Below are 22795 nucleotides of genomic sequence, written 5' to 3'. Positions count from 1 at the left end.
ATTTTCGTCTGAATTGGATCCCTTTTTTAACAAAATTTTATTAACCTTTGACAGCCCCCATCAATATTCCCTTGGCGAAATATTTCTGGAAGAAGGGGAACATCAGCATGATGGGAATAATCGCCATCATAATGGCCGCCATCTTCATCGGCTGGCCAAGCAGGAAGAGACTCGCGGAGCTGGAATACGATGCTTCCGTCTCGAAGAGCATGGAGCGCAGGAACAGCTGGAGCGGCCATTTGCTGTTGTCCATGATATACAGAATCGCGGAGAAGAAGTCGTTCCAGTGATCCACCGCATAGAACAACGCGATGGTGATCATGGACGGGCGGGAAATCGGCAGGATGATGCGGAAGAGCACTCCCACCTCGGTGCAGCCGTCAAGCATTGCGGATTCCTCCAGCTCATGCGGCAGATCAAAGAAGAAATTGCGCATGATGATGAGATAGGAGGTTGTGATCGCGGTGGGGAGAATCATCGACCAGAGGGTATTCATCAGATGCAGATCCTTGACGACAATATACGTTGGGATGATGCCGCCGGAAAACATCATGGTGAATACAGCGAGGAAGGTCAGCACGCGATGTCCCTTGAGGTCCTTTTTGGAAAGGACATACGCCGCCATGACGGTGACAATCAGGTTAATGACCGTACCAACCACCGTGATAAAGATGCTGTTCGCGTAGGAGGTCCACAGATCGGCGTTGCTGATCATGAATTGATAGCCTTCAAACGACCACTCGCTCGGCCACAGGTGAACACTCGTACTCAGATAGGATTTCAGTGAGCTGAAGGAGACCACGAGCGTATCCCAGAACGGATAGATGCAGGTGATCGCCAGAAGTACGAGCAGGATGATATTGATCCCATCAAACAGGCGGCTCCCGAAGCTGCGGCGGATCCGGTTTCTTGGATCGCGTTTCACCTTTGTCATCAGTACACGCCCTCCTCTCCGGCCATGCGGGCAATCTTGTTCGCAATGATAATCAGCACAAAGTTGATGACGGATTTGAACAGGCCCACAGCCGCGGCCAGCTCAAATTTTCCCTCCTGCAAGCCGATGCGGTATACATAGGTGTCAATGATATCGGCCACGCCGTACACGCCGGGATTGTAAAGCACGAAGATCTGCTCAAAGCCGGCCTGCATCAGGCTGCCGATGCGCATGATGAACATAACCACGATGGTGGACATGATGCAGGGCAGGGTGATGTGGAACAGCTGCTTCCAGCGTCCCGCGCCATCCACAGTGGCAGCCTCGTAAAGCTGGGGATCGACGGCAGTGAGTGCCGCAAGATAGATGATGGTGTTGTATCCGAACGTTTTCCAGATCATCGAGACGACCATCGTGCCAACAAAATAGCGATCGTCCGCCAGGAAACCAATCGGCTCAAACCCAAACGCCTTGATGATGCCATTGACGATGCCGGAATCGGTGGAAAGCAGATTCACCATAATGCCGCCGAGCACCACCCAGGAAATGAAGTTCGGAATATAGATGGCGGTCTGGATCCCCTGCTTGAGCTTTTTGCTGCGCACCTCGTTGAGCATGAGGGCAACAATGATCGGGAAGGGGAAGCCGAAAATCAGGCGGATGACGCTGATCGAGATCGTATTCCACAGAACGGAATAGAATTTGTCGAGCGCAAAAAGCTGTTCAAAGTGTTCAAAGCCGACCCAGGGACTGTCCCAGATGCCCATCATGGGATTGAAATCCTTGAAAGCCATCGTCGCACCGTACATCGGCACATAACAGAAGATGACATAAAACGCAATGGCGGGCACCAACATAAGATACATGTACTTATGCTTCCAGAGGTATCGGAAAAATCCTGCCACCCCTTCTTTTTTCTTCGCAGGAGGCCTGCGCACGGTTGCTGCGGCCATATGAACTCCTCCCTTTCCTGCCCCCGCTGGATCCTTTTGTCCACGAGGCAATTTCACGAATTCGTCAAAACATTTTGATTTGTGTGAATTTGTTTTGTGCTTTTATTATATTTTCGTTTCTACATCTTTTCCATATCAAAAATTCAATCCCACTTCTTTTGTTTTGATGGCAAAGCAGAAAAAAGCCCATTCTCAGGAGAAAAAAACTCAAATATTCAACTTTTCCATGAAAAGAAACTGATTTTTTGCTATGCTTTTCGCCTATACAAATTTGATTTTTTGATCTTGTTTTGGTATGATTTATATAGATTTTTAAAAAAGCGGCATATTTTGCCTTTGATTTCTAAAGTCTCTAGGGAGGGATCCCATGAAGCGCTTTTCGCTTCCCCACAAAAATGAATTCCGGCGCATCCTGTCTTCGCGCCACTTCCGCTCTGCCTTATGCCTGTCCCTCATCATCTGCACGCTTCTGTATTTCCTGATTGTTGCCTTTGTGGTCCGCCAGCTTTCCGGGACAATGACGGACAAGGCAGTCGGCACGGCGAACACCGTCTGCGCGGATATGCAGGGGACGCTCAGCGCCATCCAGTCCAACGCGGTTTCGATCTCTTCACTCAAGTCCGTCAAGGAGATTGTGAATCTGGATCGTCCCTCGCTGGATGATTATGTGGACGTCAGCTCCGATCTCTCCGCCTTTTCCAGTACGATCGATTACGAATCTGTCGACATCTTTCTGCTGAAACCGCGGCGTGTCTATGTTTCCCGCATGGGCATGTACGAATTCAGCGACTATCCCGGCCGTGACCTGATTGCGCTGATCGAGGAAAACAGCATCATGGGGGCCAAATGGCTTGTCGGACGAAACTATGTACGCTACTACAGCGAGCAATATCCAATCCCTGTGGCGACCTATCTGCTCCGCCTGCCGATCGATTCCTCCAACGGCACGGGCTTCATTGCCATCCATCTTTCCTTTGAAACCGTGAGCCGTCTGATTGAAGCCCGCCGCCAGCCCGGCTATGGGATCCTTTTGTCCTATCAGGGCGTACCGATCTACAGCACCCAGAAGGATTTCCAAAGCACCGGCACATTTTTTGACGACGCGAATGCCTATGCTTCCTCGCATGGGTTCCTGTCTGCCTGCTCCGGCGAGGGAACGGACGTGCAGTGCGCTGTGCTGGTACCGCGCTCTGTGCTGTGGGACTCCCTCATGCCCTTCGTGCCTGCCGCCGTCATCGTGTATCTCACGATCCTGGTGCTGTCCGCCGTGGGCGCATACATTTACAGTGCTTCCCTTCTGCGCCCGGTGGATCAGCTGGTCCGCAAAGCCGGAAGCCTTGTGATCGATCCTGGAAACGAATACGATCAGCTCAACAGCGCCTTTGACCGGCTGAGCGATGAGGTCAGCCGGATCCAGCGGCAGATGCAGAGGGATCTGCCGCTCGTGCGCGACCAAATTATCCTGACGCTGCTTGGCAATTACACCGAGGTGCCAGAAGATTACAGCGAGCAGGGGATCTCCTTCCCCTTCGATTCCTTCGCCGTTATTTCCGCTTCCCTGCCGGAGCGCGTCAACGAGCCGGGAAACACACTGCGCGAGCCGCTGAAAATGATTGTGCGCCGCCATTCGCTCGAAAAGCTTGCCCCGCTGGGGCGGGTATACAGCGCTTTCGGAGAATCGCAGAATGTGCTTTTCCTTATTAATATGGATTACACGCCCGGCATCAAGAAGGAATTGCAGCGGCTGTGCGGCGAACTGAGCCGGGAGCTGCGCGAGGCCATCGCCATGCCTGTCCTGCTCTCCGCCGGAATCGGCCCGAAGGGGGTGCGTGTGCCGTATCAGGCGTATTTGCAGGCACGCCGCGCCATGCCCTTTCTCGACGAGGAGGAAACCGTGGGTCTCAGCGGTCCGGGGGAATATGCCCTGCCGGTGGATCCCTCGCTCATCCGCGGCCTGGCCCAGTGCGTGCTGGATCGCGACGCCCCCGCCCTGCGGGAGCGGCTTTCCCAGTGCTTCGACGCTCTCACACCCGGCCCCGAGGACGCAGTTCAGCTGCGGCGCTTTTCCCAGCTGATCCTGTACCATGTGCAGGCCCGGCTGTTTGAGCTGGACATCCCCAGCCAGACCGCGCCGTTCACCGCCGCCATGAAAAAGCTGGACAGCGCCCCCTCCTGCGACGCCTGCCTGTCCATCCTGCTCGGCTGGTGCTCCGCGCAGATCGACGCGGGCTCGGCTCTGCCGGAAAAATCCTATCAATATGTGCGCGAGGCGATCGCGTTTATTGAGCGGCACTATGGGGAAAATATTTCCGTGCCGCAGATCGCCCAGCAGGTGGCAGTCAACCCCGTCTATCTAAACAAGCTGTTCAAGCTGGCCACGGGAAAGACCATCTCCGAATACCTCAACTATTACCGGATCGAGATGGGAAAGGAACTGCTTTTGCGGGAGGATGCCACCGTGAACGCCGTCGCCTCCGGCCTCGGCTACAACGATGTGCGCAGCTTCATCCGCTTTTTCAAGAAATTCACCGGCTTGACTCCGAAGGATTTCCGCCGTCAGAATCTGCCTGAAACGGGCTCCAATTCCACGGATGACGGGAAAGATAGTGATTGAAGTTGTCCGGGGGATATGCTATAATAGGGAAGTATAAATTTGATCAGTATAACGAGCCCCCGCTCTTGATGTTTACTGAAATATCTTTTCAAGGGAGTGCTGTATGTGATTCAAGGAAATGAGCTTCGCGACGCCCTGATCTCCGGCGCTAACAATATCGCCCGCCACAAAACACAGGTCGACGAGCTGAATATCTTCCCCGTGCCGGACGGCGATACCGGTACCAACATGAGCATGACGATCGGTGCGGCAGCCAAAGAGCTGGCCAAGGCCGAGGAGGGCGGCGCGGATCAGATCGCGCATACGGCTGCTTCCGCCCTGCTGCGCGGCGCGCGCGGCAACTCCGGCGTCATCCTCTCTCTGCTCTTCCGCGGCTTTTCCAAGAGCGTGAAGGGCAAGGCCGCCCTGACCGGCTCCGATCTCGCCAACGCGCTCGGCGTGGGCGTGGAGGCCGCATACAAAGCCGTCATGAAGCCGACCGAGGGCACCATCCTCACCGTTTCGCGCATTGCCTGCGAGAAGGGCCGCGCGGCGGCGGAGATCGACAACGATCCCGTCTATGTGTGGAGCGCCATCTGCAAGGGCGCGGCGGAAGCGCTAAAGCAGACGCCCGACCTCCTTCCCGTGCTGAAAAAGGCCGGCGTCGTTGACGCGGGCGGCAAGGGCCTGTGCTACATCTTCGACGGCATGCTCAGCGTATTCAAGGACGGCGTGATCGTCAGCAACGAGCAGCCCGAAGCCAAGAGCGATCTTTCCTCCGACGACTTCTTCCGCAACGCCGCGGCGGAGTTCGACCAGGAAATCAACTTCACCTACTGCACCGAATTCATCGTGGGCCGCGATCCCGAATGCAAGAAGGAGCCTTCCGAGCTGCGCGCGTACCTGGAAGGGATCGGCGACTGCGTCGTTGTGGTGGACGACGAGGAGATTATCAAGGTCCATGTGCACACCGAGGATCCCGGCAACGCTTTGCAGGCGGGTCTGACCTTCGGCCAGCTGCTCACCGTGAAGATTGAAAACATGAAGGAGCAGCACCGCAAGGCACAGGAAGCCAACGAGGAGAACAAGGCCAAAGCGGAAAAAAAACCGCTGACTCCTGTTGAGCCCACCGAGGAGGTCGGCTTCGTCGCGGTGGCGGCGGGCGAAGGCCTCAACACGCTGTTTTCCGACTTGGGCTGCGCCCAGATCGTCAGCGGCGGACAAACGATGAACCCCAGCACTGAGGATATCCTGGCGGCTGTGCGCGCCACCCCGGCCAAGACGGTCCTGGTGCTGCCGAACAATAAGAACATCATCATGGCGGCGGAGCAGACGATCCCGCTGGTCACGGACCGCAAAGTCATCGTGCTGCCCACCCGCACCATCCCGCAGGGGCTTTCCGCGCTTCTGGCTTACGACCCGGACGCTTCCACGGAGCAGAACACCGTCAGCATGATGGAGGCCGCTTCCCGTGTGAACACCGGTTCCGTCACCTTTGCGGCGCGCGATTCCGAGTACGGCGGGCACAAGATCTCCGAGGGCGACATCCTCGGCCTGGAGAACGGCAAGCTGACGCTCATTGAGCGCGACATCGTGCACACCTGCAGCAAGCTGACGCGCTCCATGGTGAGCCGCAGCACCTCGTTCATCACGATCATTTACGGCAGCGATGTGACGGAGGAGCAGGCGAACGACGCGTACAACCGCATCCGCACCAAGGTATCGAGCGATATCGAGGTCACGCTGGTCAACGGCGGGCAGCCTGTGTACTACTTCCTCATTTCCGTGGAATAACGCAACCCCCTTTATCAACTGTATTTTCTTCCGGGCCGCGGCCTCGCGAAAGCGTGTGCGGCCCGGATTTTTTTCTCAAAGGAGGGAAAAAGGCGGTGGCATCCCTGTTTCAAACACCCATCACAGCCCTGCGCGGCGTGGGGGAAAAGAAGGCGAAGCTTTTTGAGCGGATCGGCGCGCCGACCGTGGGCGATCTGTTGTATACCTTCCCGCGCGGCTACGAAGATTTAAGCCACCCTATCCCCATCCGTATGGCTTCCCCGGATCAGCCGTGCGCTGTGCGCGCCTTTGTGACACGCACCCCCTCCGCCGTCCGTGTGCACGGCGGGGTTACGCTGTACCGCGGCTTCGCGGACGACGGCGAGACGGTTTTTCCCCTCACCTATTTCAACAATCCATATATTTCCCACGCGCTGCACGAGGGAGAGGAATATCTCTTTTACGGAAAGGTGACGTTTCTTCACCTCAAACCCGGCATGACCACCCCGGAATTTTTTCCCGCCGCGTCGTGCCCGCCCGTGCGCCCCATCTACCGCCAGACGGAAGGGCTCAACAGCCGCACCATTCAGCAGGCCATGAAACAGGCGCTGCTGCTCCTGCCCGAAACGGTGCACGACCCTCTCCCGGAGGATCTGCGCGAGTCGCACGGCCTGTGCCCGCTGCGGCAGGCCCTGGAGGACATTCATTTTCCCTCCACCATGCAGGCGCTGGAGGAGGCCAAGCGGCGCCTCATCTTTGAGGAGCTGTTCCTGCTCCAGATCTCGCTGCTCCTGCTCAAAAACGGCGAACGGGGGGAATCCGGCTGGCGCATGACACAGGACGCCACAGAGGAATTCTGGCAGCTTCTGCCCTTTACGCCCACGGGCGCGCAGCGCCGCGCCGTGCGGGAGGCCGTGGCCGATATGGCGGGGGATTCCCCGATGCGCCGTCTGGTACAGGGCGACGTGGGCAGCGGCAAAACCGCCGTGGCGGCGGCTTTGTGCTGGCAGGCGGCGAAAAACGGGGCGCAGGCCGCGCTCATGGCCCCCACGGAGCTTTTGGCCCGCCAGCATTTTGCGACGCTGTCCTCCTTCTTCTCCGGCACGGACGTACACACAGTCCTGCTGACCGGCTCCACGCCCAAAAAGGAGCGCGCCGCGATCCTCGCTTCGCTCGCGGACGGCAGCGCGCAGGTTGCGGTCGGCACCCACGCCCTGCTCTCGGAGGGGGTGGAGTTTGCCCGGCTGGCCCTCGCCGTCACGGACGAACAGCACCGCTTCGGTGTGGGACAGCGCTCCGCCCTCACGGCCAAAGGCCGCTCGCCCCATATGCTGGTCATGAGCGCCACGCCGATCCCCCGCACATTGGCTCTGATGCTCTACGGCGATCTGGATCTCTCCGTGCTTGACGAGCTGCCGCCGGGACGCACGCCCGTCCTTACCTACGCGATCTCCTCGGAAAAGCGGCGGCGCGCGCTGGGCTTTCTGCGCCGCCACGCCCAGGAGGGGCGGCAGAGCTACATCATCTGCCCGATGATCGATGAGGGGGACGACGACCGCGCCAGCGTCACGGAGTACGCCGCCCGCTTGCGCACGGAGGAGCTGCCCGGCCTGCGGATTGGAGAACTGCACGGACGCATGAAGCCCGCCGAGAAGGAGGAGGTCATGGGGCGCTTCGCCTGTGGGGATCTGGATATTCTCGTTTCCACCACGGTGGTGGAGGTGGGTGTGGATGTGCCGAACGCTGTGGTGATGATGATCGAGAACGCCGAGCGGTACGGCCTTTCCCAGCTGCACCAGCTGCGCGGGCGCGTGGGGCGCGGTTCCCAGCAGTCCTACTGCATCCTCGTCACGGACGCGCAAAATCAGGAAGCCGTCTCCCGCATGCGCGTGCTGTGCTCCACCACGGACGGATTCCGCGTGGCGGACGAGGATCTGCGTTTGCGCGGCCCCGGCGACTTTTTCGGCAGCCGCCAGCACGGCCTGCCCACACTGCGCATCGCCGACATGGCCGAGGATCTCGCCGTGCTTCGCGACGCGCAGGACGCCGCCGCCGCACTCCTGCGCGCCGATCCCACGCTCTCCCTGCCGGAGCACCGCAGGCTGCGGCGGTATGCGCAGCGCACCGGCGGCGGACAGACGTCCGGCTGAAATGGACAGACAAAAAGAAACAAGGGGTTTCATATTTTGTTCTTAAAATAATCATCAAACTGTTCCCAGTTCATCACATAGTTTTCACATTTGCCCTGCATAATAAGAGTCACAAAAGGGAAATAAAACAACGGGACACCGGCAGAAAGCCGTAAGTCCCATACCGGGAAAGGATGATAGATGATGTTCGATCCCTTGAATCAAAATCAAAACTTCGACCAGAATTCTCATACAACACAGGATACGACGAACCAGAACGCTTCTTCCAACAACTCGCAGCACAACACCTACGGCGCTTACTACAACGAGTACCAGACGCCTTACGGCTCGCAGCAGAATCAGAACGGCTACAGCCAGCAGGTATGGCAGGGCGGCCAGCCAAACGGGCAGACGGTGTGGGACGGCAGCTCCTACCACTACACGCAGCAGGCCCCGCAGCCGCCGAAAAAGCCGAAGAAGGAAAAGAAGCCCATGAGCCGCGGCAAGCGGCTGGCTGTCAAAATCACCGCCGCCGTGCTGGCGTGCGTGCTGGTTTCGGCGAGTTCCATCGCCGGGTTTGCGGCCTTGATCAACGGCGGATACATCTCCGTGAACAACACCGGCTCCACCAACCCCGCCTTCACCATCAACAAGATGGTCAGTGACGACGGCAGCACAAGCCAGACCTCCACAAGCGGCGAGCTGAGCCTGACGGAGATTGCCGAAAAGGTTGTTCCTTCCGTTGTGTGCATTCAGAATTTCCAGAAAACAAACGGCAACTATTATTTCGGCCAGATTCCCAACACGGAATCGGAGGAACGGGACGCGGGCGAAGGCTCCGGCATCATCGCCACGCAGGACGGCTATATCATTACCAACGCCCATGTGGTGGATGGTGCGGATTCGCTCAAGGTTATCCTTTATGACGGCTCCACCTATGAGGCTGAGCTTGTCGGCAGCGACAGCGTGACCGACCTTGCCGTGATTAAGATTGAAGCGACCAACCTTGTGCCTGCCACCTTCGGATCCTCTGAGGATCTCAAGGTCGCGGATCAGGTCATGGCCATCGGCAACCCCGGCGGCCTGCAGTTCAGCTCCAGCGTCACAGTTGGCTATATCTCCGCTCTGAACCGTCCCGTCACCTCGGAGGACGGCTATACCATGGAATGCATCCAGACCGACGCCGCTATCAACCCCGGCAACTCCGGCGGCGCGCTTGTGAATAAATACGGCCAGGTTATCGGCATCAACTCTTCGAAGATTGCCGCCACCGGCTACGAGGGACTTGGCTTTGCCATCCCGATTGACACCGCTCAGCCGATCATCAGCAGCCTGAAGGAATACGGCTACGTCAAGGATCGCGCCGTGCTCGGCATCACCGGCCAGTATATTGACAGCATGACAGCCCGTTTCTACGGCTATCCGACCGCCGGTATGTATGTCGCCAGCGTCACGAACCCCTCCGTTTCCTCCGCGGGAATCACGCAGGGCTGCCTGATCACCAAGATTGACGATGTCACGGTGGACAGCCAGAGTGCCATCACCTCTTACCTGACGCAGAAAAAGGCCGGGGACACCGTTACGCTGGAGGTCTATAATGGCCTGAGCCAGCAAACCTTCACCGTGGAGGTTACACTCGCCCAATCTACCGGCGAATAACCCCACAACTTCCTTTTCTCATCCGATTACAAGACTCTTTTTCATAAAATTCTTCCTCTAAACGGCGAAACGCTCCGGAGCAATCCGGAGCGTTTCGTCGTTATGGCCCACTGGCAAGCAAAGCGCAAAACGTCAGCCCGGCAGCGCGGGACAGTCTGACCCTGCTCCCGTGCCGCTCTGCGGAAACAACGCGGGACACAAAGAAAGGCCCCTTTGCGACATGGATCGCAAAGGGGCCGACGTGCTTTGCCATGGTGCGCCGCGGGACGCGGCGTGCGCGGCATGCTCACCGCAGGTGCGCGTCGTGCGTCAAGACTCAGTCTTGCACCATGTAGATGATGCCGAGGGTACCGGGGCCGCAGTGAACGGAGACGGAGCAGCCCGTGTCATTGATGTCGATCTCCTGGAAGGGAGCCAGCTCGCGGATCTTCTTCTGCGCGGCCGCGAGCACCTTGTCACCCGCGTCGTAGTGAGCAATCATGATGCGGGAGGGGTTGAGCTTCTCGCCGTTTGTGAGCTTGTCGGTGATCATCTGGCACACAACGGACTCCAGATTCCCGCGATATTTTTTCGTGACTCCCATCTTGCCGTCCTGCACCTCAATGCAGGGCTTGAGATTGAGAAGGTTCGCGCCGAGCATCTGCACGCCGGTGCAGCGCCCGCCCTTATACATATAAAGCAGCGTGCTGATTACAAAAGCCGTGCGCACCTTCTTCGACTGCTCCCGGACTTTATCCGCGATCTCCGCTCCGGAAAGCCCTTGATCGCGCAGCTCGGCAGCATAGACAGCCAGCATGCCCATCCCGCTGGAAACGTTGCGGGAATCGACGGGATACACATCCGGAAAATTCTCGGCGGCCATGCGGGCAATGTTCGGCGTCACGGTCATCTCACCGCTGATGCTCAGGTGGACCACCTCAAAGCCCTCATCCGTCCACTTTTTGTAGAAATCCTCATAGTAAGCCGGAGTCGGGGCACTCGTCGTGGGGAGCTTTCCCGTCTCCTTATAGTATGCAAACAAATCGGGGGTATGTACATCTATTCCATCCAAACATGCCTTGTCTCCCAGATTGACAGGCAGGGCAATCGTCTCAATTTCATAACGCTCCAGCAGATCGCTGTTCAGATCGCAGGTGCTGTCCGCCACTATCTTTACTTTTTTGCTCACAGTCCTTCCTCCTTGTTGTGAGGGCTTGTTTGAAGCATCATAAACACCGTTTTTCTCATTTTCAAATAAGCCCTGGTTTCGCGGGAAGCTGTTTCTTCCCGGCCAGGCACGGCGCTTCTGCGCGGCACGCTCCTTCCGGTCGCCCGGATGCGTGCGTCTTTTAACGCCAGGCAGCCTGCGGTTATTATAGCATTTTTTATGTACAATTTCAATTCTTCCCGCCGGGGAATCCCGTGGGAAAGAAGGCGGGGCGGGCCGTCGGAGCCCAAAATCCTCTGAATTTTTACATATTCACATTCTCTCTATTGTTTTATGGTTTTGAAATGTGATATGATAAAGCGTATAAGCGGCCTTTCCCGGACCGAATGGGGAGCCGGGCCGCAATCCCGGACAGGACGGCAAAGCCGCTCTCCTGCCCGCCCCCTTATGCTGATACAGGAGGCTTTCGTTTTATGATGAAATTCACCAGAAAGCAGGCGTTTGCCGTCGCTCTGTCCGCTCTTTTTTCTCTTGCTGTTTTTTCCGCTCCGCTCATCTATGCCACCGAGATGCCCCTTGCTTCCGAGCCCGCGGAATCAACGGAGCCTATCTTTCCTTCCGAACCGCCCCCGGCTGTTTCGGAAACGCCTGTAGTCTCCACCCCGGAAGTTTCCGATCCCACGGGAGGCGTCTCTGTTCCCCCTGTGGTCTCCGGAGAACCGGGAGGAACCGAATCAGGCGGCATCGAGCCTCTGCCGGACGGCTCCTCTGCTCCTTCCTCCGAAACGGAGGGCCAGGTCTCCGAGCCGGTATCCTCTGAAACAGTCTCCTCCGAGGAACCGGCGGAAAGCCAGCAGCAGACCATAATTCCCAGCCAGCCGGAATATATCCCGCCCGTCATCAACAATCCCGACACCGATCAGGATCTGATTGATCAGCTGGCCTCCAACGCCGCCACGGCAAACAGCGATCCGGACGTTCTGACCTCCCAGGACTGGAGCGAGCTGCTCTCACAGGCGGACGGCGAAAGCCCCTCCTCGGATTCTTCCCCGACAGGCGGCGCTATCCTGCCTACTGACGACGATACGAACGGACCGGGCGATATGACCGCTTCCAACCGCAGCTCCTGGCTGCTCCCCGTCGGCATTGTGATGATCCTTCTCGCCTTCGCGGGCTTCGCCGTATTTGTGTATCTGCAATTCATCGCCCCGCGCATGAAAGCCTCCTCGCCCGCGTTTTCCCCCGCTCCGCTCACAGGCGGGCGCACGGATCCTTCCGTGGAACCCATGACGGATCTGGATGGCAGCGGCGTGGTGAAAGTGAACCGCCCCGGTGACAAAAAGCCGGAGCAGAGAATCGTGCCGGAAAGGGTGACTCCGGAGCAGCAGGCCTTTGCCAATCAGGAAACGATGGAGATTTCCGCCGCCGGCCTGCGGCGTCCCGCTCCACAGCGGCCGCAGATGGAGGATATTTTCTCCTCCGATGAAACCGAAAAAATTGTCCGGCAGGGCGGCGCACGCCAGGCACAGCCGCCGCAGGCGCACAGTGCGGCTCCCGCTGCAGCGCCTGTGCCGAATGCCGCTCCGGCGGCAAAACCGGCCGTTTCCCCGCAGCATTCCGCTCCTTTGCAGGCAGCTGCTCCCGCGAAACAGCCCTCCGCCGCACAGTCCGGAGCAAAGCCGCAGCCGAAGGCGCAGGCCACGCCCGTTTCCCCTGACGCTGCCAAATCCTTCGACTGGGACAAATTCTTTGAGGAATAAGATTTCTTTTCTGCAAGACAGCAGAACAGCGCCCCATCCCGAAAATCGGGATGGGGCGCTGTTTGCTGTCAGGAGATATGCGCCACTGCGACAGGCACAGGCGCGCCATTGATGTAGAAGCCGCAGCCGTCACCGGGCTTACCGACGGCAACCACCTTGAAGTACCAGTCAAATCCTTCGTTCCCCACATACTCCACAGTGAACGAGGACGAGCCCGCACTCAGCTTGGGCGGCTCTATCGCCGTTAGGCGGAACTGATAACTGCCGCCCTGCGGCACGGTAAACGGGGCTGTCGTATCGCTCGAGACTCCGCCAAATATGGAGGAAATCAACGTCAGCCGCGCCACCGCCGTACCGTTGACCTTGACGGTACACACCTGCCCCGGCAGGCCGACGGCGTAGACCTTCCAGAAGTAGTCATTTCCCTCCTGCGAAGCCAGGACAGCGCGGAAATTCGTGCTGTCAAGCTCCACCACAGGCGCTGTCCCATTGGTGCTGGTGAGTCGGAACTGATATGCACCGGAAACACTTACTTCACCGAGCATATCGCTCACACAGCCCACGGGCTGGGAGAACGCGCCGGACTGGCCAGCTTCCTCCGGCTCCGCGATCGGCATCTCCGCGCCGATGGACGGCTCGTTCCAGCCGGAACCGCCGGAGGGCTTGCCAGGGTCGGGATCCGGGTCCGGATCCGGGTCCGGATCGGGATCTGGGTCGGGGTCCGGGTCCGGATTTTTGACCGTTACAGTACAGGAAGCACTTGCGCCGCTGCCATCCTCCGCGGTCACGGTGATCGCAGCCACACCCGCGCTCACAGCGGTGACAGTCGCGGAACCGTCCGCGTTTTCTGTCACCGTGGCGACGCCTGTATGATTGCTGTTCCATACCACCGCTTTGCTGGTCGCGTTATCCGGCTCCACCGTGGCGGTGAGGGTGGCTGTTTGACCCTTCGTCAGAGAAAGCGCTGCCGGATCCAGCTTCACACTCATAACATACTGAACGAGGCTGCCGCTTCCATCGACTGTTCCGCTGATGGTTCCGGAATTATGAATGGTACCCTCGTTTGTGACGCTGCCGTTCTGCTGGATCTCCAGCGTGCCGCCTTTGTTCACATGCAGCTCACCGCCGCTGTCCACACGCAGTTCGCCGTCCTGTTTCACCGTCAACGTTTTCCCATCCGGTACCGTCAGAGACGCACCCTCCTTCACGGTGAGCGTCTGGGGATCCTCCCCGTTCGGCAGCGTCAGATCCTCTTGCAGCGTCTGATCGCCGTAAACAACGCCGGAATATTTGCTGTCAGCAGCATTTTTCTCAAAAATAATGCCGCTCCAGTTCTCTTTCCCGCTCTGGTCGGCAATGGCGCTTGCGCTCGTACCTCCCGCGGCATAGATCACCGCCGTGCCGGGTGTATCGTCTGCCGCGGTCGTGGAAAACGTACCGTTGCCTTCACCGCCGCCGATCCCTGCACCGCCCTGGCTGACACTGTCGCTGCTGATGGCTGTGACCGTGCCGCCATAGATGGTGACAGTGCCGCCGCCGCCGTACCAACCGCCGCCTCCAATTCCCGCGGCGTATTCGCCCCCAGAAGCCTCCACTATGCCGCCCATAATGGTGACGGCGCCGCCCGACTCATAAGAACCGCCGCCGATGCCGGAAGCCCAAGCCCCCCAATGGCCTTCACTGTACCGCTGCCCTTTTCCTGTCCGTAGATGGTAAGGCTGTCGGCACTGGGCGTATCGGGGTTATCGTCATCGTCCTTCACCTGGATTCCGCCGTTGACGGTGAGAGTACTGCCGTCCATGAGGATCAGGTGCACATCTCCGGTGACAGTGACACGGCTGGTAATTTCCACATTGCCGCTGACCACATACCAGCCGCCGGTGGTACCGCCGTTCCACGTCGTGGTATTTGGATCAATCTCTGTGTAGACCGTTACGGAGTCTGCACGGGAATCCACCACTTGCTTCCGGCTGTCCCACCACCGTTCGATATAGTCCACTGGTTCTCCTGCCGCATACACGCCCGTCACGCACGGCATGGCGAACATAAGCGCAAACGCGAGCATGAGGGATAACGCCCGTTTCCATGGCTGCTGTTTCATGTGCCTGCATCTCCTTCCGTTGAAACCTCTTTTTCTCCGCTTGCTGCGGACACTGCATTTTTATTTTTTCATTATACCGAAAAGGAGACAAAAAGAACAAGCAATATGCCCTGATTTTTAGAAAACTTAAAAAAACGAAACGCACATCTTGGAACAAGCACAGCTATTTCTGCTCCGGCACAGACTCCGGCAATTCCTCCCGACGCGCTTGCAGCCTTCCGGCGGCGCGCGGGAAGCAGATCTCCTTCATACGCCCATACAGACGGTGCCGGATCACATCCTGCCCGAAGAGATCCCACACCCCTCCGGACGCACCTGTATCCCCGCCCACCAGTGTGAGCAGCATCCGCGCCGCCTCCTCCACGGAAGGATATTCCAGAAAGCGTACCAGAATAGAATCTTCTCCCGTGCGGATGATTTTCAGGCGCCGCACGCTCGGCGCTTCCAGGAAAAACACATCGAGAAACAGCACGTCGCGCCCTTCCTCGTCCAGACGAAACTGCGCGCGCGCCGCTATGGCATACGGTTCCCCATGGATGACCACCGTGCCGCGCTCGGCGCGGCCATTCACGCCCACAGGGAACGAAACCGCTCCATCCCCGCCCATGGCGGCGTCCACAAACAAACGTCCCCCCTCCGCGCGGAAGCGCAGGCCGGACAAAGGCGCGGAAAAATTATTCGTCACGCCCGCCAGAATCAGCGGAAGCAGGGAAGCAAAGCTTTTTTCCAGCCGGTACCAGCCCGGCCCGACGGAACACACCGCATTTTCCCCACTGTCCACAGCGGTGCAGAAGCGCAGGGCTGCGTCCGGAAGCACAGAAGCAGGGGAAGAATCCCCGGAACTCCGGGCGGAAAAGAGCGCGCAAAGGCGGGAGAACCAGCCCACCGGCTCCGGATCCGTCCATGGATCGCGCAGGAGCCGCAGCGATTTCGGATCGTCCCGCATGGGATCGCGGCACAGCCGCCCGGCCCGGCAGGAGGGATGCTCCTCCAGCCACTGTGCATAGCGCGCGGGTGCGCCGGAACCGAAAAAGTCATCAATCGCGTCCAGCACGCGGTTAAAGAACAAGGAGGCGTCCCCGCCTGTCGTGGCGATCACCATGTCCAGCTCCGGCAGCACGACGGCATACTGGCCGAACACGCCGTTGAACTGATAGGAATGCGGAGCCGGGAAGCTCCAAAGCTGGTAACCGTAGCGCGTCATGCCGTCGTGCTCCGTCTCCACCTCAAAGGACAGCATTTCCTTCAGCCATTCCTCGGAGAGAATCCGTTTTCCCTCCCACATACCGCCGCGCAGGCAGAGTTCTCCCAGCTTCGCCATGTCCGTGACGCGCAGGTACAGGCCCCAGCCGCCCTTTTCGATCCCCATCGGGCACGTTTCCCAGTAAACAGGCGGGATCCCGAGCGGTTCAAACAGGCGCGGCGTAAGGTATTCCGTCAGCGTCTGTCCTGTCACCTTGCGCAGGATCGCGGCCAGCAGGTAGCTGTTCATGCTGTTGTAGTGGAATTTTTCTCCCGGCATATAGGCACAATCGGAATAGAAAAAGCCGCGCACCCAGTCGCGTTCCATCTCGCTGCCCGCCTCGCTGAAATTGGCCCCGCTGGTCATGGTAAGCAGATGACGGATTTTCATCGCCGCCATGCGCGGGCTGCGGAACAGCGGCGGCTGCTTTTCCGGGAAGAACGAAACCACCGAATCTTCCACGGACAGCAGTCCCTCTGCCGCCGCCATACCTACCGCCATGGAAACGACGGTTTTGGAGAACGAAAAGGTCATATGCGGCAGAGCCGCCGAGTATGGCGCGCGGCTGACGCATGCCACCAGCTTTCCATGGCAGAGTACCGCCGCGCTGTGCAGAAGAGGAAGCTCTCCCGCCCCGTCCGCCTGCCGGAAAAAGTCCCGCAGATACCCGGAGGGAATACCCTCGCGCTCCGGCGTGCTGCGCGGCAGGCGCGGATCCCCGTCCGGTTCAAAGGCAGGCTTCCCCGCCGTGAAGGGGTATGGGGTGAGATGTATCATATCCCCCCGCAGAAACTTCATCATAACGTCGGCCATTTTCACCTGGCTGATGAGATCCATCCGGTTCCCTCTCTTTCTCAGATCGACGGTGTGCTGCCGTATTCGCGCTCCAGCTCCTCCTCAAAATGGATGGGGGGCGGGGGAGGAACCGCCCGTCGGGTGAGTGAAAATTTTTCACACAGCGGTGCGGCGGCCTGATCCAGCATAGCAGGCAGCACGCGGGCGTCATCCGGCAGAAGGCAGATCGCCTGCGTCCGGCTCTCGATCAAATAGCCCTCCACATCCCCCACCAGCAAACGCCGGATACCGCGCGGTTCGCCGTCCGGGCCGATCGGAATATGCAGCCGCTCAAACAGCGGCGCGGCACACACAGGGCGCGCCGGAGGAAAGCCTTCCGCCGGAGAGACGGCAAAAACGGTATCATGCTCCTTCAGCAGAGCGGAAAGCTGCGGCAGAAAGGAGCCGAAGGCCGCCTCCGAGCAGGTCAGGCGGCAGTCCAGGCGATCCAGAAAAACCCGGATCGCGTCCTGTGTAAAAAAGGTCTGATGCGCGTTCACAAACAACAGCGCCGCCCTCACACCGGTCCCTCCTCCATCGGCAGGCCGCACAACAGGCGGCGTACCATATCCAGCGCCGTGCTGGCGGCGCGGAAGCGAATTTTTTCTCTTGACTGGAAGCGTGCGGGTGCGTTCATCCGCCGCACCCAGGTGTGTTCCCCGTCGCTCACAGCCAGATACACCAGCCCCACCGGCTTTTCCGGCGTGCCGCCGTCCGGCCCCGCGATACCCGTCACACCCACGCCGACGCTGCTGCCCGAAAAGCGCCGCACGCCCTCGGCCATCGCGCGCGCCACCTGTTCGCTGACAGCTCCATACCGATCCAGAATCTCCAGCGGCACGCCGAGCAGGCGGTGCTTGGCTTCGTTGGAATACGTCACAAAGCTCATATTCAGCACGGCGGAAGCACCCGGCACGTCGGTGAGACGCTTGGCAATCAGTCCGCCGGTGCACGATTCGGCGGCGGACACCGTCAGACCCCGCTGGGCCAGCAGCTCTACCACGGTGTTTTCCAGGCAGCTCTGCGATGTGCCGTCCGTGTTGACCGCGTAAACATACGAGCCCAGCCGCTCACACAGCCGGTCCGCAACAGCGCGGCACTCCTTCTGCGCTTCCTCCTGCGAGGACGCTTTCGCCGTCACCCGGAAAAACATCTCGCTGTCCTTGGCATAGGGGGCCACGGTAGGGTTCACAAGATTCAGAAAATCCTCCGCCCGCTCCGCCGCCGTGCCTTCCCCGATCCCGAAGGTGCGCACCATGAGCGACGCAATCACACCGCCGCCCAGCCGGTGCAGATACGGCATCAGGCGGTCGCGGATCATCGGCTCGCACTCGGACGGCGGGCCGGGCAGCAGCGCCACCAGACAGCCGTTCTCCGCGCGGAACACACAGCCCGGCGCGGTGCCATGATCGTTCGGGAGCACGTCGCAGCCCTCGGGGAGCATGGCCTGCTTCCACTGGGTTTCGCCGCAGACACGGCCCCGGAAATGCTCCTCAATCCGGCGGCGGCTGTCCTCGTGCATCACCAGCTGTTTTCCGCAGACGCGCGCCGCGATCTCCTTGGTGAGATCGTCTTTCGTCGGCCCCAGCCCACCGATCAGCACCACCAGATCGCTGCGCGACAGCGCCAGGCGCAGTGTTTCCTCGAGACGCGCGGGATTATCCCCCACGGTGAAGCGGCGCAGTACGTCGATCCCGGAAGCCGCCAGCTCCCGGGAGGCATACGCCGAATCGGTATCGATCGTGTGGCCAAGCAGCAGCTCGGTCCCCACGGCAATCAGTTCAGCCTGCAAGACTCATCCTTCCTTTCGGTTCCGGGGGCTCAGACCTCGCCCGGGACAATCTTCGTCACACGGCGGCCATCAACGCACGCCTGCACCAGCGCCTCCACATCAAGCGCGCTCTCCGCCTCATGCACGGCGGCCAGCTCCGGCCGGGTGCGCGGGTGGCGCGGCGTAAAGACGGTGCAGCAATCCTCATACGGGAGGATCGAGAGATCAAACGTATCAATTTTCCGGGAAATGGAGACAATCTCGCTTTTGTCCATTCCAATCAAAGGACGGAACACCGGCATGGAAGCGGCCTCGTCCGTGGCGGCAATCGCCTGGAGCGTCTGGCTTGCAACCTGCCCCAGGCTCTCGCCTGTGATCAGCGCGGCACAGCCCTCAATCGCGGCGATCCGCTCGGAAACCCGCATCATAAACCGGCGCATCAGGATGGTGAAGTAATCCTCCGGGCACTTGTCCAGAATCTCCTCCTGCACACGGGCAAAGGGAACGGTAATCATATACATCCGCCCTGCATACTCCGCGACGCGGCCCAGAAGCTGGGCCACCTTGCGCTCGGCGCGCTCGCTTGTATAGGGCGGGCTGGCAAAATGGATCGGGGTCAGCTCCACGCCGCGCTTGGCCATCATCCAGGCCGCTACGGGGCTGTCGATACCACCGCTGATGAGAATCGCGGCCTTGCCGCCTGTTCCGACGGGAATTCCGCCCGCGCCCCGCTCCGGCTCGCCGTGGACATACGCGCCGAAATCGCGGATCTCGACCCGCACCGTCACGTCCGGCTCATGGACGTTCACCGTCAGGTTGGGGAAGGCATCCAGCAGACACGCGCCCACCTCAGCGGAAATCTCCGGCGACGAGAGCGGGAACTTTTTATCGGCACGCTTGGTTTCCACTTTGAAGGTGCGCACGGTGGAAAGCTGTGGGCGCAGATACTCCACGGCGGCGGCGCGCACGGCTTCCATGCTCTTTTCCGTCACGCAGGCGCGCGAGAAAGTGATCACGCCGAAAATCTTGCGCACCCGCTCCACCGCGCCCTCCAAATCCGCGCCGGGGCCGGGGGTGATGGTGATGGTCGACTGCGCCATACGCACCTCAAACTCCCCGAGCGGGGCCAGGCGGCGGCGGATGTTTTTGATCAGCGCGTTTTCAAACGTATTGCGGTTCAAGCCCTTGAGAACAATTTCCCCCAGCTTGAGCAAAATAACTTCCTTCATCGGATGTTCTCCTTTTTATGTCATGATTTTTTCAGGCGGGCGCGCAGAGACGAACGCGCGGCCAGCGTGGAAAGGCCCTCGGCAAGCGCATCCGCGAGCGCGTCGACCTCCTGCTCTGTGTTGTTTCTGGAAAAACTCACGCGCAGGCTCGATTCAATCTGTTCCTTCGGCAAGCGCATGGCGGTGAGGACATGGCTCGCCTTCCCCTTTGCGCACGCGGAACCGGAGGACACACAGATCCCGCGCTCAGAGAGGAAGTGCAGCATCGTCTCGGCACGCACCGGGCAGGCCGAAAAGCTGAGAATATACGGCAGCGCGTCCTCCGGCGAATGGATGGTCACGCCCCCCATCCCGGCCAGCCGTTCGCGCAGGCGGCGGTTCAGCGCGCGGATACGCTCCTCCTCAGCGGCCAAATCGGGCAGAACCCGCACCGCCGCGCCGAAGCCCGCAATCAGCGGCATTCCCTCCGTGCCGGGGCGGAGATTCCGCTCCTGCCCTCCTCCGAACACGCGCGCCGCGATGTGCACGCCTTTCTTCACAAACAGCGCGCCCACGCCCTTCGGGCCGTGAATCTTATGGGCGCTGACAGTCATCAGGTCAATCCCCTGCCGTCCGGGTGCGAGCGGAAGCTTACCATACGCCTGCACCGCGTCAACATGCAGGAGCGCCGGGGCGTTTTGCTCCCGGATGGCGTCCCGCGCCGTCTCCACCGGCAGGATGGTGCCAACCTCGTTGTTCACCGCCATCAGGCTGACCAGAATCGTATCGGGCCGGACGGCTTCGCGCACGGCCTGTGCGCTGATGTGTCCTTCGCTGTCAGGAGCCAGGTAGGTGATGGTGAAGCCCTCCTTCTCCAGGGCTGCCATAGTATTCAGCACGGCGGGATGCTCAATCTGCGTGGTGACAATGTGCATCCCACGTTTCTGCCGCGCCTTCGCTGCGCCGAAAATCGCAAGGTTATCGCTCTCCGTCCCGCCGGAGGTAAAATACACCTCTTCCGGCATACAGGACAGCGACTTTGCCACCGCGCGCCGCGCTTCGTTCAGCTCCTCCTCGGCGGCAAAACCAAGGCTGTGCAGCGAGGAGGGATTCCCCCAGCAGGCTGTCAGCATTTCCTCTATCTTTTTCACCGCCTGCTCACACGGCTGTGTGGTGGCGGAGTTGTCAAAATATGTGAGATCCATTTTATGAACGATTCCTTTCTGCATATACGAAAACCCGGAGCTGCTTTTTATTCTGTCCCTATTATTTATCACAATTATATCACAAATCAGGCGAAAACGGCAACGAAGCATGACATTTGCAAAAACAGAAAAAACGGGTATAATGGAGACAGAGAAAACGCTGTTTTGCGGGAAAGGGGAGGAACCTTCGATGAAAAACACACGCCAGCGCGCCGCCATCCTGCGCGTGCTCGACGAGAGCGCGGAGCCGCTGAGTGCGGAGGAGGTACACTCCCGGCTGCACGGAGAGGAGCCTTCTTTGGCCCTCTCCACCGTATACCGCAATCTCGAACGCTTCTGCTCGGAAAACCTTCTGCACCGCGACACCTTTGGGGACGGTGTGGTTCGCTATTCGCCCGCGCGCCGTCACGGGCATTACCTCATCTGCACCGGCTGCGACGCTCGCGTGCGCATTGATGGCTGCCCGCTTGCCGCTCTGGAGGAAGGACTGGAACGCGACACCGGATTTTCCATCGAGAGCCACAGCCTGACGCTTTACGGAAAATGCCCGCGCTGTATGGAACGCGAAAAGCATCCTGAAAAATCCGGAGAAAAATAAAACACAACAGGCTTCCGATTCCTTGCACAAATAAATTTGCGAAGGATCGGAAGCCTGTTTTTTCTATAAAAGAGAATCAGTCTTTTGTCTCTACGCCATGCTTTCCGCAGATCTCCGCCAGACAGCAGCGATCGCAGTGCGGTGTGGTGCGGGCGGTACAGACGTCGCGCCCATGGTACACCAGACGGTGGCAGAAGTCGCTGCCCTCCTCGGGCGGAATCAGCTTCCACAGCGCCATCTCCACGCGCTTTGGGTCTTTGATCCCATCCACCAGACCAATCCGGTTGACGAGCCGGATGCAATGCGTATCGGTCACAATGGCAGGTTTGCCGAACACGTCGCCCATAATAAGGTTGGCGCTTTTGCGGCCGACACCCGGCAGCTTCAGCAGCTTGTCAAAATCGTCCGGCACCTTCCCGCCGTACTCATCGCGCAGCATCTTCATGCAGGCGCAGATATCCCTTGCTTTGCTGCGTCCCAGGCCGCAGGGACGCACGATGCGCTCCACGTCGTCCTCTTCTGCTGCCGCCAGCGCTTCCACGGAAGGATACTTCGCATACAAATCCTGCACCACGACATTGACGCGCGCATCGGTACACTGCGCGGCCAGGCGGACGCTGACCAACAGCTTCCATGCCTCATTGTAATCCAATGTACATCCTGCGTCGGGATATTCCTGTTTCAAGCGCTCTACCACAGCCAGCGCCAGCTCTTTTTTCGTCATGGGTTTCCTCCTATCCTTTTGCAGCATCATCAAACGCAAATTTTATCAGATACAAAAAAATCCGAACGCATACACGTTCGGATTTCATCTGGCTCCCCAAGTTGGACTCGAACCAACGACCCTGCGATTAACAGTCGCATGCTCTACCGGCTGAGCTATTGAG

17 protein-coding genes are annotated in these 22795 nt (G+C 59.3%); 6 read left to right on the top strand and 11 right to left on the bottom strand.

Features of this window, described 5'->3' with window-relative positions; translation table 11 throughout:
- Positions 1-40: 40 nt before the first annotated feature.
- Both B5F35_RS14415 and B5F35_RS14410 read right to left on the bottom strand, forming a co-directional pair.
- Positions 41-934 carry a carbohydrate ABC transporter permease gene (locus B5F35_RS14415; RefSeq protein ID WP_242969540.1) on the bottom strand — a complete coding sequence of 298 codons (894 nt, stop codon included), beginning with the start codon at positions 932-934 and terminating at the stop codon, positions 41-43.
- Positions 934-1887, bottom strand: coding sequence for an ABC transporter permease (locus B5F35_RS14410; RefSeq protein ID WP_087242173.1), 954 nt, complete (start codon positions 1885-1887; stop codon positions 934-936). Before B5F35_RS14410 ends, B5F35_RS14415 begins: the two co-directional genes overlap by 1 nt.
- 367 nt (positions 1888-2254) lie before the next feature.
- Here B5F35_RS14410 and B5F35_RS14405 point away from each other — a divergent pair, with 367 nt between their 5' ends.
- The 4 genes from B5F35_RS14405 (at position 2255) to B5F35_RS14390 (ending at position 10041) form a co-directional block, all read left to right on the top strand.
- Positions 2255-4501 (top strand): helix-turn-helix domain-containing protein, encoded by a 2247-nt coding sequence (locus tag B5F35_RS14405; protein ID WP_087242171.1) that lies wholly within the window; start codon positions 2255-2257, stop codon positions 4499-4501.
- A 105-nt stretch (positions 4502-4606) separates the two neighbouring features.
- On the top strand, positions 4607-6274 hold the full coding sequence (gene fakA / locus B5F35_RS14400) for a fatty acid kinase ATP-binding subunit FakA (RefSeq protein ID WP_087242169.1): 1668 nt from the start codon (positions 4607-4609) through the stop codon (positions 6272-6274).
- Between the two features lie 95 nt (positions 6275-6369).
- Complete coding sequence (recG, locus tag B5F35_RS14395) at positions 6370-8403, top strand: ATP-dependent DNA helicase RecG (protein WP_087242189.1); 2034 nt, start codon at positions 6370-6372, stop codon at positions 8401-8403.
- A gap of 195 nt (positions 8404-8598) precedes the next feature.
- The gene (locus tag B5F35_RS14390; protein ID WP_242969539.1) at positions 8599-10041 is read left to right on the top strand and encodes a S1C family serine protease; all 1443 of its coding nucleotides are present in this window, start codon (positions 8599-8601) and stop codon (positions 10039-10041) included.
- A 316-nt stretch (positions 10042-10357) separates the two neighbouring features.
- Here the strand turns inward: B5F35_RS14390 and B5F35_RS14385 are convergent, their stop codons facing one another.
- The gene (locus tag B5F35_RS14385; RefSeq protein WP_162611438.1) at positions 10358-11209 is read right to left on the bottom strand and encodes a DegV family protein; all 852 of its coding nucleotides are present in this window, start codon (positions 11207-11209) and stop codon (positions 10358-10360) included.
- A gap of 452 nt (positions 11210-11661) precedes the next feature.
- Here B5F35_RS14385 and B5F35_RS14380 point away from each other — a divergent pair, with 452 nt between their 5' ends.
- The gene (locus B5F35_RS14380) at positions 11662-12948 is read left to right on the top strand and encodes a hypothetical protein (RefSeq protein WP_087242165.1); all 1287 of its coding nucleotides are present in this window, start codon (positions 11662-11664) and stop codon (positions 12946-12948) included.
- A 68-nt stretch (positions 12949-13016) separates the two neighbouring features.
- On the opposite strand, the gene B5F35_RS19300 is transcribed toward B5F35_RS14380, so the two are convergent.
- The 7 genes from B5F35_RS19300 to B5F35_RS14345 form a co-directional block, all read right to left on the bottom strand.
- Positions 13017-14555, bottom strand: coding sequence for an Ig-like domain-containing protein (locus B5F35_RS19300; protein ID WP_242969538.1), 1539 nt, complete (start codon positions 14553-14555; stop codon positions 13017-13019).
- The gene (locus B5F35_RS14370) at positions 14543-15049 is read right to left on the bottom strand and encodes a hypothetical protein (RefSeq protein ID WP_087242163.1); all 507 of its coding nucleotides are present in this window, start codon (positions 15047-15049) and stop codon (positions 14543-14545) included. The genes B5F35_RS19300 and B5F35_RS14370 overlap by 13 nt, the downstream gene beginning before the upstream one ends.
- Positions 15050-15212: 163 nt before the next feature.
- Positions 15213-17129, bottom strand: coding sequence for a serine hydrolase domain-containing protein (locus tag B5F35_RS14365; protein WP_087242161.1), 1917 nt, complete (start codon positions 17127-17129; stop codon positions 15213-15215).
- 17 nt (positions 17130-17146) lie between these two features.
- Positions 17147-17647, bottom strand: a complete 501-nt coding sequence (locus B5F35_RS14360; RefSeq protein WP_087242159.1) for a hypothetical protein — start codon at positions 17645-17647, stop codon at positions 17147-17149.
- Positions 17644-18918, bottom strand: coding sequence for a competence/damage-inducible protein A (locus B5F35_RS14355; RefSeq protein ID WP_087242157.1), 1275 nt, complete (start codon positions 18916-18918; stop codon positions 17644-17646). The genes B5F35_RS14360 and B5F35_RS14355 overlap by 4 nt, the downstream gene beginning before the upstream one ends.
- 29 nt (positions 18919-18947) lie before the next feature.
- A complete protein-coding gene (thiI, locus tag B5F35_RS14350; RefSeq protein ID WP_087242155.1) occupies positions 18948-20126 on the bottom strand; it encodes a tRNA uracil 4-sulfurtransferase ThiI in 1179 nt (392 codons plus the stop codon).
- A gap of 20 nt (positions 20127-20146) precedes the next feature.
- A complete protein-coding gene (locus B5F35_RS14345) occupies positions 20147-21310 on the bottom strand; it encodes a cysteine desulfurase family protein (protein ID WP_087242153.1) in 1164 nt (387 codons plus the stop codon).
- A gap of 190 nt (positions 21311-21500) precedes the next feature.
- Between B5F35_RS14345 and B5F35_RS14340 the strand changes: the two genes are divergently transcribed.
- Positions 21501-21908 carry a Fur family transcriptional regulator gene (locus B5F35_RS14340; protein WP_087242183.1) on the top strand — a complete coding sequence of 136 codons (408 nt, stop codon included), beginning with the start codon at positions 21501-21503 and terminating at the stop codon, positions 21906-21908.
- A gap of 76 nt (positions 21909-21984) precedes the next feature.
- On the opposite strand, the gene B5F35_RS14335 is transcribed toward B5F35_RS14340, so the two are convergent.
- Positions 21985-22632 (bottom strand): endonuclease III domain-containing protein, encoded by a 648-nt coding sequence (locus B5F35_RS14335; RefSeq protein WP_087242151.1) that lies wholly within the window; start codon positions 22630-22632, stop codon positions 21985-21987.
- Between the last annotated feature and the right edge of the window lie 163 nt (positions 22633-22795).

The sequence above is a fragment of the Anaeromassilibacillus sp. An200 genome (genome assembly GCF_002160025.1).
Lineage (GTDB): Bacteria > Bacillota > Clostridia > Oscillospirales > Acutalibacteraceae > Caccousia > Caccousia stercoris.
This window is presented reverse-complemented; position numbering and strand designations above follow the sequence as displayed.